This is a genomic window from Nocardia sp. NBC_01503 (genome assembly GCF_036327755.1).
Taxonomy (GTDB): Bacteria; Actinomycetota; Actinomycetes; order Mycobacteriales; family Mycobacteriaceae; genus Nocardia.
Genome location: NZ_CP109596.1, coordinates 5,903,637 through 5,927,368, shown reverse-complemented (window position 1 = coordinate 5,927,368; position 23,732 = coordinate 5,903,637). Strand labels below are relative to the sequence as shown.

The window sequence follows — 23,732 nt, the reverse complement described above, 5'->3', positions numbered from 1 at the left end:
GTCGCATCCGTTCCTTCCATTGAGTCCATATATGCCGGGTGCCCAACAAATGACGCTCGATTCGTCTCCGCCACGATCGAATTCGACTCCCCGTCGCGCTTCAGCAAATCCGGCGCGGATCCAGTTGCGCCAGATAGCCTTCGGCTGGCTCCCATTCGGTGGCGTGCCACCTCGCCCCCGAGGCGTCCACCCGATTCACCCAGACGGCGCGGCTTTCCGAGATCAATCGACCGTTGCCCGGCTCCACCGTGGCGGGAATCGCGACCAGGTACCACGCATCCACCCGCACCGGTGGCAACGGCAGGCGTGCGCACATCTGATCGGTCGCCAGGTCCAGATCACCGGCGACCACCACACCGACCGGTAGCAGCTCCGCGGAGTCGGCGGCGAGCACCGCCGCGACCACCGCCCACTGCCGAGTACTTCGATAGCCCCGGGTGTCGGTGATCGTCCTCACCGTCGCACTGCCGCTCGACGCGAAATCGTCGGTCGGGGTGTGGTCCGCGTACATCATCGCTCCTGTCCAGATCAGCTCACGGTCAGCGGAGCCGCCGGGGTCTGGGGCGGTGGGCTCGGAATCACGCGGCCACCGGGAGCTGTGAGCGTGATCCGGGCACCATGGATACTATCGCCAATCCAGCTGCGGGATACGAAAATCATTGCAAGCCAGTCGGTCTCGGCCATCAGGCAGCTCGGTTCGGAGGTTTGTGCCAATCATCTGCGAAAAGAAGCCTTGTCACTCCATGTCGGCCATACTTGGCCGATGATGGACGAGCAGGAGAGGCGAACCATCGAACAGGTCATCGCCGCGGGTTCCCCGCAGGATATCGGCTGGTTCCGGTTCTGGTTCGGCGACAACCGCTGGGAGTGGTCGCCGGAGGTTGCCCACATGCACGGGTACGAAGCCGATGAGGTCACCCCGACCACCGAACTACTCCTGTCGCACAAACATCCGGAGGACCGCGAGCGGGTGGAGGCCGATCTGGTCACCTCGGTCCGCGACCACGCGCCGTTCTCCAGTCGCCACCGGATTGTCGACACCGCCGGTAAAACTCACCATGTCATCGTCGTCTCCGATGCCGTCACCGATGAGAAGAACGAAGTCATCGGCACCGCGGGCTATTACATCGACCTCACCGATATCGTCGCCGAACAGCGCAATGAGGTGCTGGACGAACTGCTTCCGGAGATGATCGAGCATCGCGCCCAGATCGAACAGGCCAAGGGACTGCTCATGATGACCTACGGCATCAATGCCGAACAGGCGTTCCGAGTCCTGGTGTGGCGCTCGCAGGAGACGAACATGAAGCTCCGCGTGCTGGCCGAACGGATCATCGCCAGACTCGACGAACTCCCGCCCGCCGCACCCGCGCTGCGCACCAGATTCGATCATCTCCTGCTCACGGTCCACCAGGACACGCCTCCGACCTAGCTGTCCCGGATTGCCGGTGTGTCGTTGCGGAGCAACATCTGAAATGTCCGATTTCATTGCGGTTGATGACGCGAATCGGCAGGACCTGGCGGGCGACATTCGTCGTGGCAATGGCACTGACCACGGTCTCGGTGTGGTCCGGCAGCGCGCAAGCGCGGCAGGAGACGGCCTGTCTCACCGGAACCCTTACCTATACCCGGCCCGACGCCGAAGCGGGCACCGGGCTGCCCATGGTGACCTCCCCTGCCCGCAACGCGAATTGGGCCCTTTACAGCACCGCGCATCCCGGATTCCTCGATCGACCGCTCGCCGCCGATCTCACCGATCGCGATGGCAACTTCAAAGCCTGCGCCGACGGAGTCGCGGGGTCGGATCTGTATTTGACCTTCATCGCCGAGAGCTCCGCGCTGTGGCAGGTGCTGCCCCAGCGCGGCGATGCCGAACAGCCGTACACCTTCACGGTTCCGGCGACATCGATCACCGGCACCCGCGACCTGGGCGCGATTGCCGTACCGGACGATATGGCCGGTGCGTGGAAGGTGCTCGACACCTTGAATCTGCTGTGGTGGAAACGCCCCGCCACCGCGGGCAATTGCTGGACTCCGCAGCCACACTGCACCTCGATTTCGGTGATCTGGCCCTCGGCGGGCGGTCAGAACGGGAATTCCTACTTCACCACGGCCGGATTCGTATATCTCACCGAGGACGATGCGAATACCCGGCATGTCACCCTTCATGAGGCCGGGCACAATCTGCAATGGCTCTGGCAGCACGAACAATGGGCGGACGTCACCAATTGCAGCCCGCACTACATCAACCTGGCCTCCTCGCCCTCGTGCGCGTTCACCGAGGGATTCGCCGACGCGGTCGCGATGCACGCCCTCGACGATTACCGATTCGTTTGGAACTCAGGCTTTTCGGCGAATCTGGAGAACGACGCCGACACCCGGAATTGGGATATCGGCGATTCGGTCGAAGGCCGCGTCGCCACCTCGCTCGTCGACCTGTGGAACGGCCCCGACCACGGCTGGGACGCCACCCTCGGCATTCTCGGCAAAACTGTCCCGGCCGACTTCCACGATTACTTCTACAACGCCCGCCCCACCGAAAACCTCAGCACCACAGGCCAAGCCGCCACCATCATTCACAATCACACCGCCGACCGGTCCAGCCCCAATGGCGCCGCCAGCCCGCAACCCATCGACGAAGCGGCCCGCAATAAACCTCTCGGCCCGCCGGACAATGATCCGGGCGTGAAACTCGAGCCCAGGCATCAGTGGAAGAGCGCTCGCCAACATTGGACGCTGCGCCCGCCGTATCCGCGCTCCGCACCGTGAATCCCGAGCTCGAGGGCGAGTTACCGACCGGAAAGTCTCGTCCGAGTTACGATCGGGATCATGCGGTCCATTTGGAAGGGCTCCATCGCGTTCGGGTTGGTCAATGTCCCCGTGAAGGTTTATACAGCCACGGAAGACCATGACATCAAGTTCCATCAGGTGCACGCTGCCGATGGGGGGCGCATTCGGTACGAACGGGTGTGCACGGTGGACGGGCAACCGGTGCAGTACGCCGATATCGACAAGGCATATGAATCACCGGATGGGGATCGGGTGATTCTCACCGATGAGGACTTCAGCAAACTGCCCGCGGCCGAGAAGCATGAGATACCGGTCCTGCAGTTCGTGCCCGCCGAGCAGATCGATCCGATTCTCTTCGACAAGAGCTACTATCTGGAACCAGATTCCAATACGCCCAAAGCCTATGTGCTGCTGGCCAAGACGCTCGAACAGACGGATCGGATCGCGCTGGTGCACTTCACGCTGCGGCAGAAGACGCGGCTCGGCGCGCTGCGCGTGCGGGACGGGGTGCTCGTCCTGCAGACCATGCTGTGGCCCGATGAAGTGCGGTCGGTGGCCTTCGACAAGCTCGACGATGTCTCCGAACCGCGGCCGCAGGAGTTGCAGATGGCCGAGACGCTGGTGGATACGCTCTCGGACGACTTCGATCCGACGCAGTATGTCGACGAGTATCAGATCGAGTTGAAGAAGATGCTCGACGAGGCCATTGCCAGTGGCAGCGGCAAGGTCACCCGGGCGCCCGAGGCGGCCGCACCGGAGATGGATGCCGAGGTGGTGGACCTGGTCGCGGCCCTGCAGCGCAGTCTGGAGGCATCCGGCCGGGGTGGGTCGAAGGCTCCGGCCGCGAAGAAGGCACCCGCCAAAGCAGCGGCGAAGGCCACCGCGGCAGCGAAGAAGCCCGCCAAGAAGGCCGCGAAGAAGGCTCCGGCCAAGCAAACTCGTAAGGGTGCTTGATTCCGGCCGGTCGATCGAATCGCGGGCCGGAGCCGGTGGAAATGGCATCCAACTGGCAAACTGTCCGGTATGGAACCCGCCATAGCCATCGTCCCCATGGGACTCGGACACCTGCGCCAGGTCCTGGATCTGGGCTACGAGGTGTTCGACACCTCCACCAAGCCGTACACGTCATGGTCGCTCACCTCGGTGGCCGAGCATATGGACAGCCCCAGCCGCTCCTGCTGGGTCGCGGTGGATTCGGACCGGGTGGTGGGTTTCGTCCTGGGATCGATGGAGTTCGAACTGCGCGATGACTGGGCATATCTGGAGTGGATCGCGGTCGCACCGGATATGCAGGGCCGCGGCATCGCCGGGCGACTCATGTCCGCGTGCTGCGACACGCTGTTCCAGAGCGGGGCGCGCCGGATTGTCACCGATGTGGAGATCCACAACACCGCCTCGGCGGCGCTGATGAAGCGCAACGGGTTCGGCGAGGGCACCACCGTCACACTGTTCGTGCGGCCGAATCCGGCGCCGGTCAGCGAAGAGGCCGCCGCGACGAGCGACAGCGATCAGGTCACGCTGACGCCGGGCACCAAGCGGGAGCTGATTCGCAAGGGGCGCATAGCCGGTGAGGGCGGACGACCGCGCATCAGCCGCTAACCGATCGGCATCGGGTTCGGCGATGAAGATCTGTCGGACCCCTTCACTATGGTGTGCGGCATGACCGATGCCACCATGACCGCCATCAATGACGCCGTAGTCCTCGGGCGGCAGGGCAACACCGCGCGGGCGCGGGAAGACCTTGCCGCACTGTGGAATTCGGTAGGCGTTGCCGGCGATCCGCTACATCGGGTCACGATCGCGCACTTTTTGGCCGATCTGTTCGATCACGCGGCGGATGCGCTCACCTGGGATGTGCGCGCACTCGATGCGGCGGACTCACTCACCGACGAGCGCGCCCAGCGGGAGCACTCCGCGCTGAGCGTGCGCGGCTTCTATCCGTCGCTACACCTGAATCTCGCCGACAACTACCGGCGACTCGGCGCGTTCGACACGGCGCGCCAGCATCTGAACGCCGCGCTCGAACGGGTCGACGCGCTCGAGGACGACGGCTATGGCGCGGGCGTCCGGGCGGGCATCAAGAATGTGGAAACCGCACTGGCCGAAGGTAATACGGACCGACTACCGACCCACTGAATCGCTGGACGCACCCGTCGAACATTCCCGACGGGCGCGTCGCGCGAATCCCCTCACGCGTCCGCGACGGCTCTCGCCTGGCCCTCCCGGAAGAATTCCAGCAGGCCCTGAACGGTCGGGACCTCCGTGCGTGCGCGTTTGGCTCCGAACGGCGCGTTCCAGAATTCACCATGCCGACGGGTCCACGGCCCGACATAGGCGTACGGGTGCGGATTTTCCCAATCACCCGGCGAGACACCGTAATTCACTTCACCCACCGATGCCGACAGGTCGAACCGCTCCGGCCATAGCACCGGTTGTTCGGTGGCGAAGCGCCGTAATGCGGTGTCCCCCACCGCGAACCAGTCGTGCACCGACGCCGCCGCTTCGGTATCGACGGTGAATGGCTCGTTCGGATCCATACCGGTGCCCTCGGAGTACAGGCCGTCCGGCGGACCGTCGGCCTCGAAACCCGCGGCCATGGCCAGATCGGTATACGTGCCGTGCAATCGGATACGCCCCTGCGGCCAGACCAGATCCGCGCCGGTCACCGAGACCGGCCATTTGACCCCGATGAAGCCACCCAGCACGATGCGCATTCGAATACTCCCGAAGCGACGGTACTGCGGACCCGCGATGAGCAGTTCCGCCGCCGCGTGCATGGCGAACCGGGTGTCCTCGTAGGTGATGTCGTCCACCCCGAAATCATCTCCGGCGGGATGGGCGTGTTGCTGGAGAATGGGGTCCGGCAAAACAAAAGTGCGCCGTACCGGAGGAATCCGGCACGACGCACAGTTGATCGCGCTGGATCAGCGCGGTCTCGGCAGAATCAGCGCGCGTTATCGGTGCACGCCGACAGGATCACCTTGGCCGAACGCGGCGAGGCGGAACCGACATCGGGGAACTTCGGCGCGCTGTTGCCCAGCACGTCGATCGCGCCCTTCTCCGCATCGACCTTGGTGGCCGCCCACGCCCAGCCGAAGCGGGTGTCGGCGCCCTGTGCGACAGCGCCGCACGCATTGGCGAAGTGCACGACGACCTCGCAGTCGCCGCCACCGCACTTGTTGACGGCGGCGCCATCGGCACCGCCCCAACTGCCATAATTGACCGCGTATGCGACATTTCCGGTGCTCCGCGACAGCGCCAGCGCGCCGTACAGATCACCGGAGGTGGCCGTAAATCCCGGCTGGTCTTCCGCCGCATTGGCGGGACCGGCGGCCATGACGCCCATCGCGGCCATCGAGGTGATGGCGAGGCCCATTCCGGCCTTGCGCAGCAACGACATTCGATACTCCCCGTGATGAATTGTTGGAACGGGTCGAATCCTTGTCGAGCGACTGCGCATTGTCCAATCCAGTCTTTTCGGACGGAATCACACCCGGCGCATAACAGAGACAACTTTTCCGAGCACCACGGCCTTGTCACCGTCGATCACGTCGTAGGCGGGGTTGCGGGGTTCCAGATACACATGGCCGTTGCGCCGGCGATAGACCTTGACGGTGGCTTCTCCATCGATCATCGCGGCCACGATCTCACCGGAGTGTGCCTCGGACTCCTGCCGGATCACCACGATATCGCCATCACAGATCGCCGCGTCGATCATCGAATCACCGCGCACGCGCAGGCCGAAGACCGTGCCGCGGCCGACCAATTCGCGCGGTAGCGAGAGCACGTCATCGGTGTGCTGTTCGGCCAGGATCGGGGTACCGGCCGCGATATCACCGACCACCGGAACCGGGACCGAATTGCCGGACTGCTGCCGCGACACCGTGGACTCGGCCAGGAACAGCCGCACATCCATCGGCCGGGTGACCGATTCACCGCGGGAGAGGAATCCGCGATCCTCCAGCGCCTTCAAATGTTTGGATACCGACGAACCGGACTTGAGCCCGACCGCATCGCCGATCTCGCGGCTGCTGGGCGAATACCCGTGCCGCTGCACCCAATCGCGGATCGCGCACAGAATCTGCTGCTGGCGCGGCGGCAGGGTGGAGGTGTCGAGGTGGGCGAACCCGTCGAAGTCGTCGTATCCGGTCACCCGGGCATCCTACGGTGTGGCGCGGCGGTTGCTCGCCGACTGCGGCCAACGCTCCGCGTGTGTCGCCGCGGTGGATTAGGTTGGTCGGGTGAGTTGCGAATTCGTCGTGCTACCGGCAGATTCCGTTGCTTCGGCCGCTGAGGTCGAAGAGTATGTGGCCGCCAGTGACGGCATACCGGCGGTGAGTCTGGGGCCGGTACTGGCCGGCCTGTGGCGTTGGAATACCGAGATCCCGGTGTGGAACGGGCGTATCACCCTGGCCGCGGTGGGCGAATGCGTGCGGGTCACGGTGCCCGAGCACGCCGCCTGGCGCGCACTACTGTGGATCGAAGAGCTCATCGCCGGAACCGAATTCGCGCTCTACGATTCGCGCGACGGTAGCCTGGACACGCCCGAGATGCGGCGCATGCGGGTCAACGTCGGCGGCCTGCGCTACTTCGATGTGCTCACCGAACGCCAACTGCATTCCTGGGTACCGGAACTGGCGAGCCTGGCGCGGGTCCCGTTCCTGATCGTCCAGGAGCCGGGCGATCAGGACACCTTCATCCAGACCCTGCGCCAGGCCGCGGACTCCTACCTGCTGGAGTACCGCGAGGGTGGCCATATGTTCAGCACCACCCTCGACAATCCCACGCGCATAGCCGATTACATGTGGGACTGGGCCGACGGCCGCCGCGACAACCTCGACAAACTCTTCTGGACCAAACGCCCCTGAGTCAGTAGTAGAAGCACACCAGGCCGAGACCCTCGGCCTGGCAGGTGCGCGCCCATTCGCGCAGCTCCGCGACCGAGCCGCGAATGGCGTCATCGGTGAGTCGATCCAACTCGACCGCGTTCAAAGTGTCTGCCATGGCGCCGATTCGGTGATTCTCCACGAATCCGATACTCGGAAAGTCGTCGATCGGCGGCAGCTCGATGGGCGCACCACCAAGCACCAACTGCGCCGGATCGAACTCCACCCCGATATCGGCGAGCGCCTGCTCCACCATCGAGAAATACCGGAACCGCATTCCCGCCCAATGCGCATTGTCCAGCAGCGTTCCCGCGTGATGGCACAGCACCTCGAGCGCATGTCCGTAGGTGGGCCCGAACTCCGAATCCATCGGCTCGCCCAGCAGCAGTTGACGCATCACGTCACGCGGTGTCAACCCGAGTTCCTCGGCCTCGTCCAGCCGATCGAGCACATGCTGCGGCGTCGACCGGACCACCGCGTCGACGAACTCCTGCCCGTACGAGCCGACCAGTCGAATCCCTTCCAGGTCAACGGCGTACGCGCTCACGATGTAGGACACACTTCCCCTTCCGATACGACCGGGCACACCCTAACAGCCGGGGCGTCACCGCGATCGGTCCCGAACAACCCCGTGGCAATTTTCCAGTTGCCAACACGAGGCGGCGCGACAGAGGAAAATGTCCCGCATGTCACTTGGCCTCGGAGCAGACGGCGGTGACCGCACACCGGTGGTCGAGGCGCTGTCCCAGTTGCGGTTACGCGAACTACTCGCGGGAGTGCAGGACCGCATCGCCCAACTCGTGGACGTGCACGACCGGATGGATCGGCTCATCGGAGCGATGCTGATCATTACGGCCGGCCTCGATCTGGACGACACCCTGCGGTCGATCGTGCACACCGCCATAGAACTGGTCGACGCCCGTTACGGCGCGCTGGGTGTACGCGAAACGCGCACCAGCACCCATCCGCTCTCGGAATTCGTCTACGAGGGCATCGACGACCGCACCCGGGTACTGATCGGCGATCTGCCACACGGCGGCGGCGTACTCGGACTCCTCATCGAACAGCCCAAACCGATACGGCTGTCCGATCTTTCGAAACATCCGGCCTCGATCGGATTCCCCGAACACCATCCGCCGATGCGCACCTTCCTCGGCGTCCCGGTCAAGGTGCGCGAGGAGGTGTTCGGCAGTCTGTATCTCACCGAGAAGGCGGGCGGGCTGGAGTTCACCGAGGACGATGAGGTGGTGGTGCGCGCGCTCGCCGCCGCGGCCGGTATCGCCGTGGAGAACGCCCGGCTCTACGAGGAATCCCGGCTGCGCCAGACCTGGCTGGAGTCGATCCGCGATGTCGCCACCGAACTACTCGGCGGCGGCGAACCCAACGAGGTGCTCGACCTGATCGCCGCCCGCGCGCTCACGCTCACCGATTCGGTCTGCGCCTTCCTGGCCCTGCCCGAGGATCTGGAACTACCGGACCACGAGGTAACCGAACTGATCGTCTCCGCCGGCGCGGGCCTGACCTCCGGGGAGCTCATCGCACGGCGCATTCCGGTCGACAACTCACATACCGGCGGCGTTTTCCGCAGCGCCGAACCGCTGATCACCGAAGGGCTGGTGTTCAACCCGTTTCCGGACCTGAGTCCGCAATTCGGTCCCGTGCTACTGCTGCCGCTACAGGCTCGCAAGCAAATGCTCGGGGTACTCGCGGTGCTGCGCGCACCGGGCACCCCGGAGTTCGATGCCTCCACCCAGGCGATGATGGCGGTCTTCGCCGGTCAAGCCGCACTGGCCCTGCGCCTGGCCGATACCCAATACCGGATGCGCGAACTCGATGTGCTCTCCGATCGCGACCGCATCGCACGCAATCTGCACGATCGAGTGATCCAGCGGCTCTTCGCCACCGGCCTGATGTTGGAGGGCACCGCACAGCGCATCCGCTCCCCCGAGATACGGAATCGCCTGGGCAACAGCCTCGATGATCTGCAGTCCATCGTGCAGGACATCCGGCAGTCGATCTTCGATCTGCACGAGCCGGACCCGGGCGCACCACGACTGCATCAACGACTGCACGGTCTGGTCGCGGAGATGACCTCGGAGACCCGGCACCGCACCACCGTGCACGTCTCCGGACCATTGTCGGTGCTCCCGGTCGCGCTGGCCGAGGATGTGGAATCGGTACTGCGCGAAGCACTCAGCAATGTGGTGCGGCATGCCGAGGCCAGCACGATCTCGATAAACCTGACCATCGCGGACAGTGTCACCATCGAAATCATCGATGACGGTATGGGTTTCGATGAGAAGTCCAGCCGCCGCAGTGGTCTGGCCAATCTCGAGATCCGCGCCAAGCACGCGCACGGGACCTTCGGCGTCGGACCGCATGCCGCCGGGGGCACGCGATTGCTGTGGGCCGCACCATTGCCGTGATTCACCCGGATGACCGGCTGCGGAAATGCCGCAGGGCTCTTGACTCGGAGTGCACTCCAAGTCGTAACCTGCCGAGCCGCTCAGTGGAGTTCCTGCACCAGCCCGATGAAGACGCCCTCGGGGCCGCGGACGTAGCAGTACCGGTAGATGTCCTCATATCGGGCCACCGTGCCCAGGAGTTCGCCGCCATGCGCACGCACGCGGTCCAGGGCGTCGTCGACATCGTCGACGACGAACGTCAAGCGGGGGATCCCCGGCGTGTTCACCGGCGCCTTCGGCGCAGCGCCCGCGATCCCCGGCGACCGGAACGTCGAGAGCTCAACTCGACTGTGCCCGTCCGGAGTCCGTACGACGGCAATGTCCGCTGCGACGCCATCCAACCCGAGGAGGTCATCGGCCCATTGCCCACCGACCCCAGCCTCCCCCTCCAGCTCCAAGCCCAATTCGACGAAGAACGCGACAGCCGCCGCGAGATCCTCGACCACAATGCCGACATTGTCCATCCGGCGGATCGCCATGATGTTCTCCTCCAGTCCGTCGCAGAGCCGGTTCGGCTCCTGGTATCCCGGGGACGGAGCCGCCCCGGCATTCTCGACATCGACGCGGAATTGGGCACAAGCACCGATTCGAAGCATTCGGGTGCGGCGAACCCCAGGACTAGGGGGTCAGTTCCGGGCTGTAGATGCGCGCCACGCCTTGGCCGTTGTGGGTGACTTCCGCATAACTGACATAGTGGTGCCCCGCCGTGACCCCTTCTTTGCCGACCACCAATGGCGGCGAAGGGTAGCTGCCGTTGAAACACGGCATGACGTCGCTGACCGCGACCTCTTCATCGGCCCCGGTCCGATACGCGTCCTTGTCCACGATCTTCACCACCATCGTGCAATTGTCGACGGATGAACCACCGGTCTTGGAGGTGAGGCTTCCGTAGGCTTTGAGTGCTCCCTCGTAGAGGTAGATGCAGGATTCGACCTCTGCCGAGCCGTCGTTGCTCAGGTAGACCCCGGAGCAGCTCTTGGCGACCTCCCATTCGGGTGGGTCGGCCATGGCATTCGGTGCGATTATGAAAAGCGCTGCGGCACTGGCGAAACTACCGGTCAAAACACGTGACAGCGAACTGAAGTACATCCCGAACCCCTATCGATTGCCCAACTTGTCAACGGCCGATATCGATCTCGGACAACTCTAGGGAATCCGCAGAACGGACACATGACCGCAATAGTCGGGTCATGCGGCGGTAAAGCTCCCGACACGACACCGAGCGATGTGAACTCCGTTCACTCCCAAGGCAATTCGGCGCGAGTGCGCCAATAGGTCGCAGCGGGTTCGGCCAGCGCGGCGAGGTCGGCCAATGTGTCCGGGGCAAGGGTGAGTTCGGCGGCCGTGAGGTTGGAAGCCAGTTGATCCAGGGTCGCGGCGCCGGAGAGCACGATATCGGCCCACGGGCGGGCAGCGGCCGCGGCCAAGGCGAGGGCGTCTTCGGGTACGCCGACGACAGCGGCCGCGGTGCGTAGCGCGGCCATGGCGGGGCCGACGGCATTGCGGCCCGCGAGACGGCCGTTGGCCATTGCTTCCTTCACCACCACCAGCCATCCGGCCGAATGCGCCTCGGCCAGGGCGGGACCGGCGGAGGGCTCGAGCAGATTCCAGGTGGATTGGACGGCGGCGAATACCGGCCGCCCGTCCACCGTCACCTCCAACGCCGCCCGCACGACCTGGGCCTGCGCCGGTCCACTGGTCGACAGGCCGACCCGCACCCCCTCGGCCGACAGCGCCGCCAATCGGGCCAGCAGTTTCGAATCGGTCAGGGCCGGGCTGTCCGGGGTGACCGAATGCACCAGGTACACATGGGGATTGCGACCCAACGCCACCCTGGTCTGCTCGATCTGCCGATCGAACACCTCGACCGTGTGTTCCTTGACCTCATGCACCGGCACTCCGGAGGCCCGCCAATCCGCGGTGTAGGTGTAACCCCATTTGCTGCCCACGACGACTTCGCGCGCGAGCTCGGGCCGCGCCGCCAGCCACGCACCGACGAACTCCTCGGCCCGTCCGTAGGAGCGCGCCGTATCGAAGTAGCGGACCCCCGCTGCCCAAGCGGCGTCGAGCAGCGCGTGCGTCCGGGCGCGCAGCGCCTCGACGGTGCGGTCCTCGGGCAGATCCCGATCCCGCCCGAGTGTGATGTAACCGGGCCGCCCGACCGCGGCCGTACCGAGACCGAACTTCGTGATCGCAGGATTGCCGGAGCGTTCGATGACCGGATCGGTCGACATATCGGAAATCCCTTCGGTGCGGTTCAGCGGCCCGAGCGGAATTCTGCCATCACCCGATCCTGGGCTGTCCGAACGTGCGGGAGTGCGGCTCATATCCTCGTCGCGGACATCGGGCTCACCGTTCGGCGAACTCGCCGATGCACCGTCGCCGATCCGAACCACGCTCAACACGGCGGGAGCGGAATAGCGAGCGCCCCGAGTGCGGGACTCGGGGCGCGGGGTTGGGTGATGCGGGGTCCTCGACTGTCGGCTCATGGCATCTACCTCCATTTCCTGTCGGTCAACTTCGGTCACCGAGGGCGGTGGGTCAGGTGTGGAGCCTGGTGATGAAGGCGCCTATATGGTTGGTCACTCGGGCGATCTTCTCGTCCAGTGAAAGATCCTCGCGGTAGCGGCGACCCAGGGCGGGAGTGCGCCTACCGCGCGCGTAGAGGGAGCATGCGAGGTCCGAGCACATGTATGTGCCGACCGTATTGCCGTTTCGGCCGGATTCGCCGGCCTTGGCGGCGACCATGAGCGCCACGCCGTTGCCGGGGTGAGAGGTCACGCAGATGGTGCACAGCTGCGGTTTACCGGATCCGCCGGTCTCGAAACGCAGGGCGATGCCGACGAGTTCTTCCTCGCGCGGCACGATCAGGTAGCCGCGGCCGGCGTACGAGGGGTCATGCCAGCCGAGGAAGTCCAGATCGGCCCAGGGCTGGGCGGCGAGGTCGCGGGGTACGTGCAGTCGTTTGGCGTCACCCTTCGAACAATTGATGAACGATGACCTGATATCGCGTTCTGTTACCGGTTCCATGACAGAGTCGGCTCCTTCCGTTGCTGGTCGAACAAACCGCATCGACGGTACGGACGGTCGCCGGCCCCGACAACGGATTTTCGGTGTCTCCGAATCACGTTCCGCGGCAATCGATAACGCCTCACCGGCCTCACTCCACGGTGCTATTCCATGCCATACCAGAGGATTACAGGTAACGAGAAAACGGCCGATAGCTTCGGGATATGACGACACCTGCGTTGGTTCCCGAGCCGAATCCACGGTCACCGCGGCGCGGCGGTGACGGTGACTATCCCCGGCTGTTGCGGCGGATCTCCGAGGCCGGATTGATGGAACGGCGACCCGTTTACTACGCCGTGCGGCTCGGTCTCGTCGCGGGCGCGTTCGCGGGCGCGTGGACGGCGTTCTTTCTCATCGGCGATTCGTGGTGGACGCTGCTGGTGGCAGGGTTCATGGCGGTGACGTTCGCTCAGATCGCGCTCGTCATGCACGATGTCGCGCATCGGCAGGTCTTCCGGTTGCGGCAGCCGACGGAGTTGGTGGGACGGATCGTCGGCAATGCCGGTATCGGGCTGGGGTACGGGTGGTGGCAGGACAAGCACACTCGCCATCACGCCAATCCGAACCATGAGGAGCTGGATCCCGATGTCGCGCCGGACATTCTGGTCTGGTCGCAGCGGCAGGCACGGTCCAGTCGCGGTCCGGCTCGGCTGATCGGGCGGGCGCAGGCGTTCCTGTTCTTCCCCCTCCTGCTACTCGAGGGCCTGAACCTCCACCTCGCCGGGGTGCGGGCGCTCGAGAACCGGACATTGAAACACCGCGGACTGGAAGGCGCACTCCTGTTCGCCCACTTCGCCATCTACCTGACCGCACTGTTCGCGGTGCTGCCCGCGGACAAGGCATTCGCGTTCATCGCCGTCCACCAGGGCCTGTTCGGCCTCTACATGGGCTGCATCTTCGCCCCGAATCACAAGGGCATGCCCACCCTGACCGGCGACGACCGACCCGACTACCTCCGCCGCCAGGTCCTGACCTCCCGCAATGTGCGCGGTGGCGTACTGACCGACGTCGCCCTCGGCGGCCTCAACTACCAGATCGAACACCACCTGTTCCCGAGCATGCCCACCCCGAACCTACGTCACGCCCGGCTGATCGTCCGCGACTACTGCGCCGAAATCGGTGTGCCCTACCACGAAACCGGGCTCATCACCTCCTACCGCGAGGCATTGAGACACCTGCATCACGTCGGCGCACCCCTGCGCGGAACAGATCGATAGTCGGTGGCCGGTGCCAACGCCGCTCTCGGCCCGGCGCTGGGACTACCCACACTGCCGGTGGTGAGATGGCCTGAGCAGACCGATGATCGGGTCGAACCGCGAATCGGATTGCGGCACACCGATTTCGCCGTATTCACCGAATGGCTCACCACGGGTTCCTCGGATCGGATATGAGCCTGGCACGCTGATCCGGCCAGGCGTGAAGGAGATCAGCGCAGGAAGGCGACCAGAGCCGCCGCGACCGGGGCCGGGTTCTCGACCTGGGGGTAGTGGCCGGTGGGCGGGTCTTCGTCGAGGACGAGGAACTGGGCGTTCGGGAGGCGTTCGCGCAGTCGGGACAACACATGTGCACCACTGACGGGATCCGCTGGGCCCCAGATGAATTGAATCGGGCCGGGGTAGGTCTCCAGGGCGGAGCGCCACTGGTCGGCGTGCGCGCGGCGCTCGTCTATGTAGCGGAGCAGGCGGTGTTGGACGCGTTTGCCGTTGTTCATGGTGGTGGCGAGCCACATATCGTGCAGGTCTTCATCGCTCACCGGGCGGCCGAAGACCTCGTTCAGCGACCTGCGGTACATCCGCTCGGTCGACAGATGCTGGAGTAGTGCACCGGCGGGGCCGTGCAGGAGTTGCTGGATTCGGATCGGGCGGTGCAGGTCGGGGTAGAGGCCACCGTTGAGGAAGGCCGCGGCGGTGATGCGACTCGCGTTGCGGTGCAGCAGTTCCTGGGCGACCGAGACGCCGTAATCGTGCGAGACCAGGGCCGTCTTGTCGATATCGAGGCGCTGCCACAGCTCCTCGACGATCGACGCCTGCTCGGTGATCCGGTAGTCGTGGCCAACGGGCTTGGCACTGGCGCCGAAGCCGAGCAGATCGAAAGTGGTTACCCGGCAACCGGATTCCGCCAGTGCCGGGACGATCGGAGCCCAATCGTGCGATGAGGTCGGAAAACCGTGCACCAGGGTCACCGGCCGACCGTCGGCCGGACCATCCTGCCGATGGAAGATCTCATGCCCACCCAGTCGTAGGTGCTCACCACCGGCGATCCACTCGTCAAGCCGCATACGGTATGCCTACCATCCCGACCGATGACTTCGACAGGCCGGGAACGAAGTCACCCCCACCGGATTCCGGCAGGGGTGATCATGGAACGTGCCCGGGTGTGGCTACACGGTGAAGCCGAGGGCGCGGAGCTGCTCGCGACCGTCGTCGGTGATCTTGTCCGGACCCCACGGCGGCATCCAGACCCAGTTGATCTGCAGGTCCTCGACCAGGCCGCTGCGGACCAGGGCGTTGCGCGACTGATCCTCGATCACATCGGTGAGCGGGCAGGCCGGGGAGGTCAGGGTCATATCGAGTTTGCAGATGCCGTCTTCGACCTGCATCCCGTAGACCAGGCCCAGATCCACGACATTGATGCCGAGTTCGGGGTCGACGACATCGCGCATGGCCTCTTCGAGATCCTCGAGGAACTTGGCGTCCTCTTCGCTCAATTCCGCCTGCGGCGCAACGGTTTCGGCGGTCTCGGCCACGACGGCATCCGCAACCGAGCCGTCGGCCGGAGTTCCGGTGGTGTCACTCATCGTTGTTCTTCTCCCCGTTCGACATCGGCAGCTTGGTCTCCTCGGCGGAGGCTATCTGAACGACCGCGTCCTTGAATGCCATCCAGCCCAGCAGTGCGCATTTGACCCGCGCCGGGTATTTGGACACGCCCGCGAAGGCGATACCGTCGCCGATCATGTCCTCATCGCCCTCGAGGGTGCCGCGGCTGGAGATCATCTCGTTGAACGAGTCGACCACCTTGAGCGCCTGCTGCACCGGCAGGCCGATGACCTGATCGGTCAGGACCGAGGTGGACGCCTGGCTGATCGAGCAGCCCTGGCCGTCATAGGACACATCGGCGACATCACCTTTGTCGTCCAGCTGTACGCGCAGCGTGATCTCGTCACCGCAGGTCGGGTTGACGTGATGCACCTGCGCACCGAACGGCTCGCGTAGGCCGCGGTGGTGCGGGTGCTTGTAGTGGTCCAGGATCACTTCCTGGTACATCTGCTCCATGCGCATGATCTATGCAACTCCGAAGAAGCTCTGAGCCTTCCGCACCGCGGCCAGCAGTGCGTCGACCTCGTCGAGGGTGTTGTAGACGGCGAAGGAGGCGCGCGCGGTGGCCGGAACGCCGAGGCGGCGCATCAGCGGCCAGGCGCAGTGGTGGCCGACGCGGATCGCGACGCCCTCGTCATCGAGGATCTGACCCACATCGTGCGCGTGGATGCCCTCGACCACGAAAGATACCGCGCCACCGCGGTTCACATTGTCGGTCGGGCCGACAATGCGCACACCGTCGATCTGCGCGAGACCGTCCAGGGTCGCCTGCACCAGCGAATGCTCGTGCGCGGCAACCGCATCCATGCCGATCCGCTCCAGATACCGCACGGCGGCACCGAGTCCGACCACCTGCGAGGTCATCGGCACACCGGCTTCGAACCGCTGCGGCGGGGCCGCGTAGGTGGTGGCCTCCATGGTGACCGTCTCGATCATGGAACCACCGGTGATGAACGGCGGGGTCTCCTCGAGCAGCGAGTACCGGCCGTACAGCACGCCGACACCCGACGGGCCGAGCATCTTGTGCCCGGAGAAGGCGGCGAAATCCACGCCCAGCTCACGGAAGTTCACCGGCATATGCGGCACCGACTGGCAGGCGTCCAGCACCGTCAGCGCGCCGACTTCCTTTGCCCGGCGCACCATTTCGTGCACATCGGCGATCGCACCGGTCACATTCGACTGATGCGTGAACGCGACAACCTTGGTGGCGGGCGACAATTCGAGCGAATCGAGATCGATACGCCCGTCATCGGTGATGCCGTACCACTTCAGCGTCGCACCCGTGCGACGCGCGAGCTCCTGCCACGGAACGAGATTCGCGTGATGCTCGAGCTCGGTGACCACGATCTCGTCACCCGGGCCCACGTGGTACGGGAACCGCGAATCGGAGAACGCGTAGGTCACCAGGTTCAGCGATTCGGTCGCGTTCTTGGTGAACACGATCTCGCGGGCGTCGACGCCGACGAACCGGGCGATATCCGCACGCGCCTCTTCGTAGGCGTCCGTGGCCTCTTCGGCCAGCTGATGAGCACCGCGGTGCACCGCCGCATTGCGCTGGGTCAGGAAGGTATGTTCCGCGTCCAGCACCTCCGTCGGCCGCTGCGAGGTGGCACCCGAGTCGAGATAGACCAGGGGTTTGCCATCGCGCACCGTGCGGCTGAGGATCGGGAAGTCGGCGCGAATGCGGGCGACATCCAAGGCGGGCACCGTAGTGGTCATGAGCAGTGGCTCCTAAACAGCAGCAGCGGACGTAAAGCGCACGTAGCCATTCGCATCGAGTTCCTCGGCGAGCTCGGCGCCGCCCTCGGCGACGATGCGGCCACCGACGAACACGTGCACGAAGTCGGGCTTGATGTAGCGCAGGATGCGGGTGTAGTGGGTGATCAGCAGGACGCCGCCCTCTTCGCGCTCCTTGTAGCGGTTGACGCCCTCGGAGACGATGCGCAGCGCATCGACGTCCAGACCGGAGTCGGTCTCGTCGAGGATGGCGATCTTCGGCTTGAGCAGGCTCAGCTGCAGGATCTCCTGGCGCTTCTTCTCACCACCGGAGAAGCCCTCGTTCACCGAGCGCTCGACGAAGGCCGGATCGATCTCCAGCTCCGACATCGACTCCTTGACTTCCTTGACCCAGGTGCGCAGCTTGGGGGCCTCGCCGCGGACGGCGGTGGCGGCGGTGCGCAGGAAGTTCGAGACCGAGACGCCCGGAACCTCGACCGGGTACTGCATGGCCAGGAACAGGCCCGCGCGAGCGCGCTCGTCCACCGACATCTCCAGCACGTCCTCACCGTCGAGGGTGATGGAGCCGGAGGTCACCGTGTACTTGGGGTGACCGGCGATGGCGTACGACAGGGTCGACTTGCCCGAACCGTTGGGGCCCATGATCGCGTGCGTCTCACCGGACTTCACGGTCAGGTTGACGCCCTTGAGGATCTTGATGGGCTCGCCGGACTCGTCCGGGTTGGCGACCTCGACGTGCAGGTCCTTGATTTCCAGGGTGGTCATCGAATTCGAATTCCTTTGCGAAGTAGAGGGAGTCGGACGACGGTGCTTAAACCCCGACAGCGGCGAGTTCGGCCTCGATGGCCGCCTCGAGCCGCTCCCGGACCTCGGGGACCGTGATCTTCTGGATGATCTCGAAGAAGAAGCCGCGCACCACGAGACGGCGGGCCGCCTCCTCGGTGATACCGCGCGAACGCAGGTAGAACAGCTGCTCGTCATCGAAACGACCGGTGGCCGAGGCGTGTCCGGCGCCGACGATCTCGCCGGTCTCGATCTCCAGGTTCGGCACCGAATCGGCGCGCGCGCCATCGGTGAGCACCAGGTTGCGGTTGGCCTCGTAGGTCTCGGTGCCCTCGGCGGCGGCGCGAATGAGCACATCGCCCACCCATACGGTGCGCGCATCGGGCTTGCCCGAGGTCGGATCGCCCTGCAGCGCACCCTTGTACAGCACATTGGACTTGCAGTTCGGCTCGGAGTGATCCATGAGCAGCCGCTGCTCGAAGTGCTGACCGTCATCGGCGAAGTACACGCCGAGCATCTCGGCATCGCCGCCCGGACCGTCGTAGCGCACGGTCGCGGTCAGGCGCACCAGTTCGCCACCGAGGGTGACATTGGTGTGCCGCAGTGTGGCATCGCGACCCAGTTTGGCGTGGTGCGCGACGGCGTGCACGGCATCGTCGGCCCAGTCCTGGATGACGATGACATTCAGCTTGGCGCTGTCACCGAGCACGAATTCCACGTTCTCCGCGTAGGTTCCGCTCCCGCGCTGGTCGATGACCACATTCGCGACGGCGAAATTGCCCAGTCGGATCTGGGTGTGACCGTAGGCGGTCTTACCCTCGCCCGGACCGGTGACCGTGAGCGTAACCGCCTCGGCCACTTCGGTTTCCGCGCCGACGGAGACGACCGTGGCCTGCTCGAAGCCCGAGTACGCCTGTGCGGCAACACGATCGGTCGGGGTACCGGCGACGCCCAGGCGGGCATCGGTGCGATCGACGGTCTCGACGGTGACGCCCTCGATGGAGGTCACCTCGACCACGGCCTGCCCGTCCCGAACGGCGGTGCCGTCGTGCAGTCCGCGCAGGCGGCGCAGCGGCGTGAATCGCCACGCCTCGTCATGCGCCGAGGGAACCTCGAACGCGTTGACGTCGAACGAGGCGAAGACCTCGCCCTTGTTCAATGCCGGAGGGCGAGCCTCGGCAGCTGCGACGATATTCGGCACCGCCGAAGCGGCAACATTCTCGACCGTCATCAGCCGACGGCTCCTTCCATTTGCAGCTCGATCAGGCGGTTCAGCTCGAGGGCGTACTCCATGGGCAATTCCTTGGCGATCGGCTCCACGAAGCCGCGCACCACCATGGCCATGGCCTCGTCCTCGGTGAGGCCGCGGCTCATCAGGTAGAACAGCTGGTCCTCGGAGACCTTGGAGACGGTCGCCTCATGACCCATGGTCACGTCGTCCTCGCGGATATCGACGTACGGGTAGGTGTCCGAACGAGAGATGTTGTCCACCAGCAGCGCATCGCACTTCACGGTCGACTTCGAGCCGTACGCACCCTTGTTCACCTGCACCAGGCCGCGGTACGAGGCACGACCGCCGCCGCGCGCCACCGACTTGGAGATGATGTTCGAGGAGGTGTGCGGCGCCAGGTGCAGCATCTTCGCACCGGTGTCCTGGTGCTGACCCGCACCGGCGAACGCGATGGAGAGCACCTCGCCCTTGGCGTGCTCACCGGTCATCCACACGGCCGGGTACTTCATGGTGACCTTGGAGCCGATATTGCCGTCGACCCATTCCATGGTCGCGCCCGCCTCGGCCTTGGCCCGCTTGGTGACCAGGTTGTAGACGTTGTTCGACCAGTTCTGAATGGTGGTGTACCGGCAGCGGCCACCCTTCTTCACGATGATCTCCACGACCGCGGAGTGCAGCGAATCGGAGCTGTAGATAGGCGCGGTACAACCCTCGACGTAATGCACGTAGGCATCCTCGTCGACGATGATCAGCGTCCGCTCGAACTGACCCATGTTCTCGGTGTTGATGCGGAAGTACGCCTGCAGCGGAATATCCACGTGCACGCCCTTCGGCACGTAGATGAACGAACCGCCGGACCAGGTAGCCGAATTCAGCGCCGAGAACTTGTTGTCACCGGACGGGATGACCGAACCGAAGTACTGCTGGAACAGCTCCGGGTGCTCCTTGAGCGCGGTATCGGTGTCCAGGAAGATGACGCCCTGCTTCTCGAGATCCTCACGGATCGAGTGGTAGACGACCTCGGACTCGTACTGCGCCGCGACACCGGACACCAGACGCTGCTTCTCGGCCTCCGGGATGCCCAGCTTGTCGTAGGTGTTCTTGATGTCCTCGGGCAGGTCTTCCCACGTGGCGGCCTGCTTCTCGCTGGAACGCACGAAGTACTTGATGTTGTCGAAGTGAATGCCGTCGAGGTCAGAACCCCAACTCGGCATCGGCTTCTTGTCGAAGATGCGCAGCGCCTTCAGCCGGAAGTCGAGCATCCATTCGGGCTCGCTCTTCTTCGCCGAGATGTCGCGCACGACCTCCTCGGACAGGCCGCGCTTGGCACTGGCACCGGCGACATCCTTGTCGGCCCAGCCGTACCCGTAGGTCCCAATGGAGGCGATGGTCTCCTCTTGGGTGAGAGGCGGAACCTGGGCGGTATCAGATTCGCGGCTCGCCGCGGCTGTAGTCGTCATTCGGCACTCCTTCCGGAGTCGTGTGTAGAAGTCGTTGCGGGCTGGGCAACGGGGGTTGTTTCAGCGGTATTCGTTTTGGGCGGCACGGTGAGCGTGAGCGGAACGTGCGTGGTGCACGCGCAATCGCCATTGGCGATGGTCGCCAAGCGCTGCACATGCGTGCCGAGTATTTGCTTGAAAGCCTCGAGCTCGGCGGCGCACAGCTCCGGGAACTCCTCGGCGACATGCGATACCGGGCAGTGGTGTTGGCAGATCTGCACTCCCGCACCGACTTTCCGGGTGGAGGCGGCGAACCCGGCCTCGGAGAACGCGTCCGCGATCTCATCGGCCTTGTCGATGGTCGACTCCGGCGTATGCCGCTCGAGCTGACCGATCCCGGCGACAATGGCACCGACCCGCTTGCGCGCGAATTCGACGATGGCCTTGTCCCCGCCGATCTCGCGCAGCTGACGCATCGCGGCACCTGCGAGGTCATCGTAGGCATGGCCGAGGCGGCCGCGGCCGGTGGCCGTCAACTGGTACTGCTTGGCGGGACGCCCGCGGCCCTTCTGCTGCCAGGCCGCCGAGCGCGCCGCCCGCGCCTCACCGGATTCGATGAGCGCGTCCAGATGCCGACGCACACCCGCGGGGCTCAGACCCAGCCGCTTGCCGATGGCGGTCGCGGTAATCGGACCTTCCTCCAGCAAGAGCTTGATAACGGCCTCACGGGTGTGCCCCTCACCGGCCGGTGCGGACACAACAGCAGCCCGGGCGCCCTGCTGGCGCCCGGTTTCGGCTGTCACATTCCGCAAACCCACGGTTTTCACAACATCAGTGTGACGGAATTACTTCCCACGTTCCAGTAAGGGTCACCTGACTTCACGGGACATGGAGGTGTGAACCTTTACACAGCATCCAACCGGGGGCGATGGGGCCGGCAGCACTTCACTCGGACAGCAAATATTTAGCTACGGTTCGTTTCGGCGGCCAACTCCGCCAGGCTCGCGCGAATGAGCCGGGTCATGGCCGCGGCTACAGTGTGCAGGGGTTCGTCGGAGCGACGAACCCGAGCCAGCAGGGTCGCACCCTCGTAGGCGGCGATCACCGTGGTGGCCAGCTCGCGCGACTCCTGTTCCGGCAGACCCATTTCCATGAGCAACTCCGCGAAACCCCCTGCCATGGCATCGAATGCAATAACGCACGCGGTGCGCACCGCTTCCACATCGCTACCGCCGTCGAGCGCGGGCGTACCCACCGAACAGCCGTCGGTCCATTCGGAGGCAGCGAGTTTCGCGGCCATGAACTCGAACAATGCTGCGGCCGTGGCGAACACATCCGCCGAACCATCCCGGATCATGCGCCCCACCTGCGCTCCGGTTCCGGTGATGGCCGATACCGCGATCTCCTCCTTCCCACCCGGAAAGTGGTGGTAGATGGACCCGTACGGCAGCCCGGCCGCATCACTCAGCTTCTTGAGACCGAACCCGTGATAGCCGTGACGTGCCAAAAGCCCCGCCGCGGCCACCTCGATCCGCCCCTTCGACTCGGAAACCATGCATCAAGCCTATGAGCCGGGTCCGACACCGGCAGGATGAACGAGCCGGTTCGCAGCCAATCCGATTGCACCGCGTGCACTTTCGCACTCGATGCGATATCCGGCGGGAACCACGAAACAGGCGGACCGGCGGGGCGGTTCAGCCGAGCGCTTCGATCGCGGCCCGAAGTTTGGCCGTGGCCTGGTCCGCGACCGCCCGCAGTGCGGACTCCCCCGCCACCTGCACCATCAGCTCCGGATTCATGGCCTCGACCAGCACGTCACCGCTCGAACGGTCCTCGCGGACAACCACATTGCAGGGCAGCAGCAATCCGATCTGCCGATCCACCTCCAGCGCGGCATGCGCCAGCGGCGGATTACACGCGCCGAGAATCAGGTACCGCTCCATCTCCGTACCGAGCTTGCTCCGCAGCGTGGCGGTCACATCGATCTCGGTGAGCACACCGAACCCCTGCTCGGACAGGGCCTTACGGGTGCGTTCGACGGCGTCGTCGAAGTCGGTGTGCAGGGTGGTCGCGAGTGCGATGCTCATGATCGGTCTCCTTCCGATCCCGGCTCAGGCCAGAGCCAGGAAGAGTTTCTCGAGTTCCTCGACCGAAAGCGGTTCGGCGCCTTCGGCGTTCTCACCGGTCAGACAGTCACGCAGCCCGGTGGCGACAATCTTGAAACCGGCACGGTCGAGCGCCTTGGATACGGCGGCGAGCTGGGTGACCACGTCCTTGCACTCGCGGCCCTGCTCGATCATGGAGATCACCCCGGCCAACTGCCCGTGCGCGCGGCGCAGACGGTTGAGTACCAGTGAGATGCTGTCTTCGTCGCCGACCATGCCGGTTCCTTCCCTAGGTTCGATACACCGATCATACCCCTGGGGGTATCCAAGGGATATGCGGTGCGGCTCACCATTCGAACAATCCGTCCTCAGTGCCCGAAACTGATACCCGGCAGCACGCACCACAACCAG

General features: G+C 64.9%; 28 protein-coding genes. 8 read left to right on the top strand and 20 right to left on the bottom strand.

From position 1 onward, the window contains the following. Positions 1-100: 100 nt before the first annotated feature. Complete coding sequence (locus OHB26_RS26985; protein ID WP_330180047.1) at positions 101-514, bottom strand: hypothetical protein; 414 nt, start codon at positions 512-514, stop codon at positions 101-103. Between the two features lie 249 nt (positions 515-763). Between OHB26_RS26985 and OHB26_RS26980 the strand changes: the two genes are divergently transcribed. From OHB26_RS26980 to OHB26_RS26960, 5 genes are all read left to right on the top strand, one after another. Further along, positions 764-1,432 (top strand): PAS and ANTAR domain-containing protein, encoded by a 669-nt coding sequence (locus OHB26_RS26980; protein ID WP_330180046.1) that lies wholly within the window; start codon positions 764-766, stop codon positions 1,430-1,432. A 65-nt stretch (positions 1,433-1,497) separates the two neighbouring features. Next, entirely contained in the window at positions 1,498-2,769 is a 1,272-nt protein-coding gene (locus OHB26_RS26975; protein WP_330180045.1) for a hypothetical protein, read from the top strand. A 60-nt stretch (positions 2,770-2,829) separates the two neighbouring features. Next, entirely contained in the window at positions 2,830-3,744 is a 915-nt protein-coding gene (ku, locus tag OHB26_RS26970) for a non-homologous end joining protein Ku (RefSeq protein WP_330180044.1), read from the top strand. Between the two features lie 69 nt (positions 3,745-3,813). Continuing rightward, complete coding sequence (locus tag OHB26_RS26965; protein ID WP_330180043.1) at positions 3,814-4,389, top strand: GNAT family N-acetyltransferase; 576 nt, start codon at positions 3,814-3,816, stop codon at positions 4,387-4,389. A 60-nt stretch (positions 4,390-4,449) separates the two neighbouring features. Beyond that, on the top strand, positions 4,450-4,926 hold the full coding sequence (locus tag OHB26_RS26960) for a hypothetical protein (protein ID WP_330180042.1): 477 nt from the start codon (positions 4,450-4,452) through the stop codon (positions 4,924-4,926). Between the two features lie 53 nt (positions 4,927-4,979). On the opposite strand, the gene OHB26_RS26955 is transcribed toward OHB26_RS26960, so the two are convergent. The 3 genes from OHB26_RS26955 to lexA all read right to left on the bottom strand — a co-directional run bounded on the left by OHB26_RS26955 (position 4,980) and on the right by lexA (position 6,943). Continuing rightward, a complete protein-coding gene (locus tag OHB26_RS26955) occupies positions 4,980-5,603 on the bottom strand; it encodes a hypothetical protein (RefSeq protein ID WP_330180041.1) in 624 nt (207 codons plus the stop codon). Positions 5,604-5,734: 131 nt separating this feature from the next. Beyond that, the gene (locus tag OHB26_RS26950) at positions 5,735-6,190 is read right to left on the bottom strand and encodes a DUF4189 domain-containing protein (RefSeq protein ID WP_067564670.1); all 456 of its coding nucleotides are present in this window, start codon (positions 6,188-6,190) and stop codon (positions 5,735-5,737) included. Between the two features lie 87 nt (positions 6,191-6,277). Further along, positions 6,278-6,943 (bottom strand): transcriptional repressor LexA, encoded by a 666-nt coding sequence (gene lexA, locus OHB26_RS26945; RefSeq protein ID WP_330180040.1) that lies wholly within the window; start codon positions 6,941-6,943, stop codon positions 6,278-6,280. Between the two features lie 88 nt (positions 6,944-7,031). Here lexA and OHB26_RS26940 point away from each other — a divergent pair, with 88 nt between their 5' ends. Next, entirely contained in the window at positions 7,032-7,658 is a 627-nt protein-coding gene (locus tag OHB26_RS26940) for a hypothetical protein (RefSeq protein WP_330180039.1), read from the top strand. A 1-nt stretch (position 7,659) separates the two neighbouring features. Here the strand turns inward: OHB26_RS26940 and OHB26_RS26935 are convergent, their stop codons facing one another. Further along, positions 7,660-8,235, bottom strand: a complete 576-nt coding sequence (locus OHB26_RS26935) for a DUF7691 family protein (RefSeq protein WP_330180038.1) — start codon at positions 8,233-8,235, stop codon at positions 7,660-7,662. 127 nt (positions 8,236-8,362) lie between these two features. On the opposite strand from OHB26_RS26935, the gene OHB26_RS26930 reads away from it, so the two are divergent. Further along, positions 8,363-10,102 carry a sensor histidine kinase gene (locus OHB26_RS26930; protein WP_330180037.1) on the top strand — a complete coding sequence of 580 codons (1,740 nt, stop codon included), beginning with the start codon at positions 8,363-8,365 and terminating at the stop codon, positions 10,100-10,102. 80 nt (positions 10,103-10,182) lie between these two features. Here the strand turns inward: OHB26_RS26930 and OHB26_RS26925 are convergent, their stop codons facing one another. The 4 genes from OHB26_RS26925 to OHB26_RS26910 form a co-directional block, all read right to left on the bottom strand. Then, entirely contained in the window at positions 10,183-10,620 is a 438-nt protein-coding gene (locus tag OHB26_RS26925; protein WP_330180036.1) for a VOC family protein, read from the bottom strand. Between the two features lie 139 nt (positions 10,621-10,759). Continuing rightward, a complete protein-coding gene (locus tag OHB26_RS26920) occupies positions 10,760-11,149 on the bottom strand; it encodes a hypothetical protein (protein WP_330180035.1) in 390 nt (129 codons plus the stop codon). 230 nt (positions 11,150-11,379) lie between these two features. Next, positions 11,380-12,375, bottom strand: coding sequence for an aldo/keto reductase (locus OHB26_RS26915; protein ID WP_330180034.1), 996 nt, complete (start codon positions 12,373-12,375; stop codon positions 11,380-11,382). A 307-nt stretch (positions 12,376-12,682) separates the two neighbouring features. Further along, on the bottom strand, positions 12,683-13,171 hold the full coding sequence (locus OHB26_RS26910) for an FBP domain-containing protein (RefSeq protein WP_330180033.1): 489 nt from the start codon (positions 13,169-13,171) through the stop codon (positions 12,683-12,685). A 203-nt stretch (positions 13,172-13,374) separates the two neighbouring features. Between OHB26_RS26910 and OHB26_RS26905 the strand changes: the two genes are divergently transcribed. Continuing rightward, positions 13,375-14,427, top strand: coding sequence for a fatty acid desaturase family protein (locus OHB26_RS26905; protein ID WP_330180032.1), 1,053 nt, complete (start codon positions 13,375-13,377; stop codon positions 14,425-14,427). A 209-nt stretch (positions 14,428-14,636) separates the two neighbouring features. Here the strand turns inward: OHB26_RS26905 and OHB26_RS26900 are convergent, their stop codons facing one another. The 11 genes from OHB26_RS26900 to OHB26_RS26850 form a co-directional block, all read right to left on the bottom strand. Continuing rightward, complete coding sequence (locus OHB26_RS26900) at positions 14,637-15,488, bottom strand: alpha/beta fold hydrolase (protein WP_330180031.1); 852 nt, start codon at positions 15,486-15,488, stop codon at positions 14,637-14,639. Between the two features lie 102 nt (positions 15,489-15,590). Beyond that, on the bottom strand, positions 15,591-16,007 hold the full coding sequence (locus OHB26_RS26895; protein WP_330180030.1) for a metal-sulfur cluster assembly factor: 417 nt from the start codon (positions 16,005-16,007) through the stop codon (positions 15,591-15,593). Beyond that, complete coding sequence (gene sufU / locus OHB26_RS26890; protein ID WP_067564653.1) at positions 16,000-16,488, bottom strand: Fe-S cluster assembly sulfur transfer protein SufU; 489 nt, start codon at positions 16,486-16,488, stop codon at positions 16,000-16,002. The genes OHB26_RS26895 and sufU overlap by 8 nt, the downstream gene beginning before the upstream one ends. A 3-nt stretch (positions 16,489-16,491) precedes the next feature. Then, positions 16,492-17,745, bottom strand: a complete 1,254-nt coding sequence (locus tag OHB26_RS26885; protein WP_330180029.1) for a cysteine desulfurase — start codon at positions 17,743-17,745, stop codon at positions 16,492-16,494. Positions 17,746-17,757: 12 nt separating this feature from the next. After that, positions 17,758-18,528, bottom strand: a complete 771-nt coding sequence (gene sufC, locus OHB26_RS26880) for a Fe-S cluster assembly ATPase SufC (protein WP_330180028.1) — start codon at positions 18,526-18,528, stop codon at positions 17,758-17,760. A 46-nt stretch (positions 18,529-18,574) separates the two neighbouring features. Further along, positions 18,575-19,777, bottom strand: a complete 1,203-nt coding sequence (sufD, locus tag OHB26_RS26875) for a Fe-S cluster assembly protein SufD (protein ID WP_330180027.1) — start codon at positions 19,775-19,777, stop codon at positions 18,575-18,577. Then, complete coding sequence (gene sufB, locus OHB26_RS26870) at positions 19,777-21,237, bottom strand: Fe-S cluster assembly protein SufB (protein WP_330180026.1); 1,461 nt, start codon at positions 21,235-21,237, stop codon at positions 19,777-19,779. Before sufB ends, sufD begins: the two co-directional genes overlap by 1 nt. Continuing rightward, a complete protein-coding gene (locus OHB26_RS26865; protein ID WP_442942723.1) occupies positions 21,234-22,043 on the bottom strand; it encodes a helix-turn-helix transcriptional regulator in 810 nt (269 codons plus the stop codon). Before OHB26_RS26865 ends, sufB begins: the two co-directional genes overlap by 4 nt. Before the next feature lie 137 nt (positions 22,044-22,180). Continuing rightward, positions 22,181-22,771 (bottom strand): TetR/AcrR family transcriptional regulator, encoded by a 591-nt coding sequence (locus tag OHB26_RS26860; RefSeq protein WP_330180025.1) that lies wholly within the window; start codon positions 22,769-22,771, stop codon positions 22,181-22,183. Between the two features lie 139 nt (positions 22,772-22,910). After that, positions 22,911-23,303: a DUF302 domain-containing protein gene (locus OHB26_RS26855; RefSeq protein ID WP_330180024.1), complete on the bottom strand. Its 393-nt coding sequence runs from the start codon at positions 23,301-23,303 to the stop codon at positions 22,911-22,913. Between the two features lie 24 nt (positions 23,304-23,327). After that, on the bottom strand, positions 23,328-23,597 hold the full coding sequence (locus OHB26_RS26850; protein WP_330180023.1) for a metal-sensitive transcriptional regulator: 270 nt from the start codon (positions 23,595-23,597) through the stop codon (positions 23,328-23,330). Between the last annotated feature and the right edge of the window lie 135 nt (positions 23,598-23,732).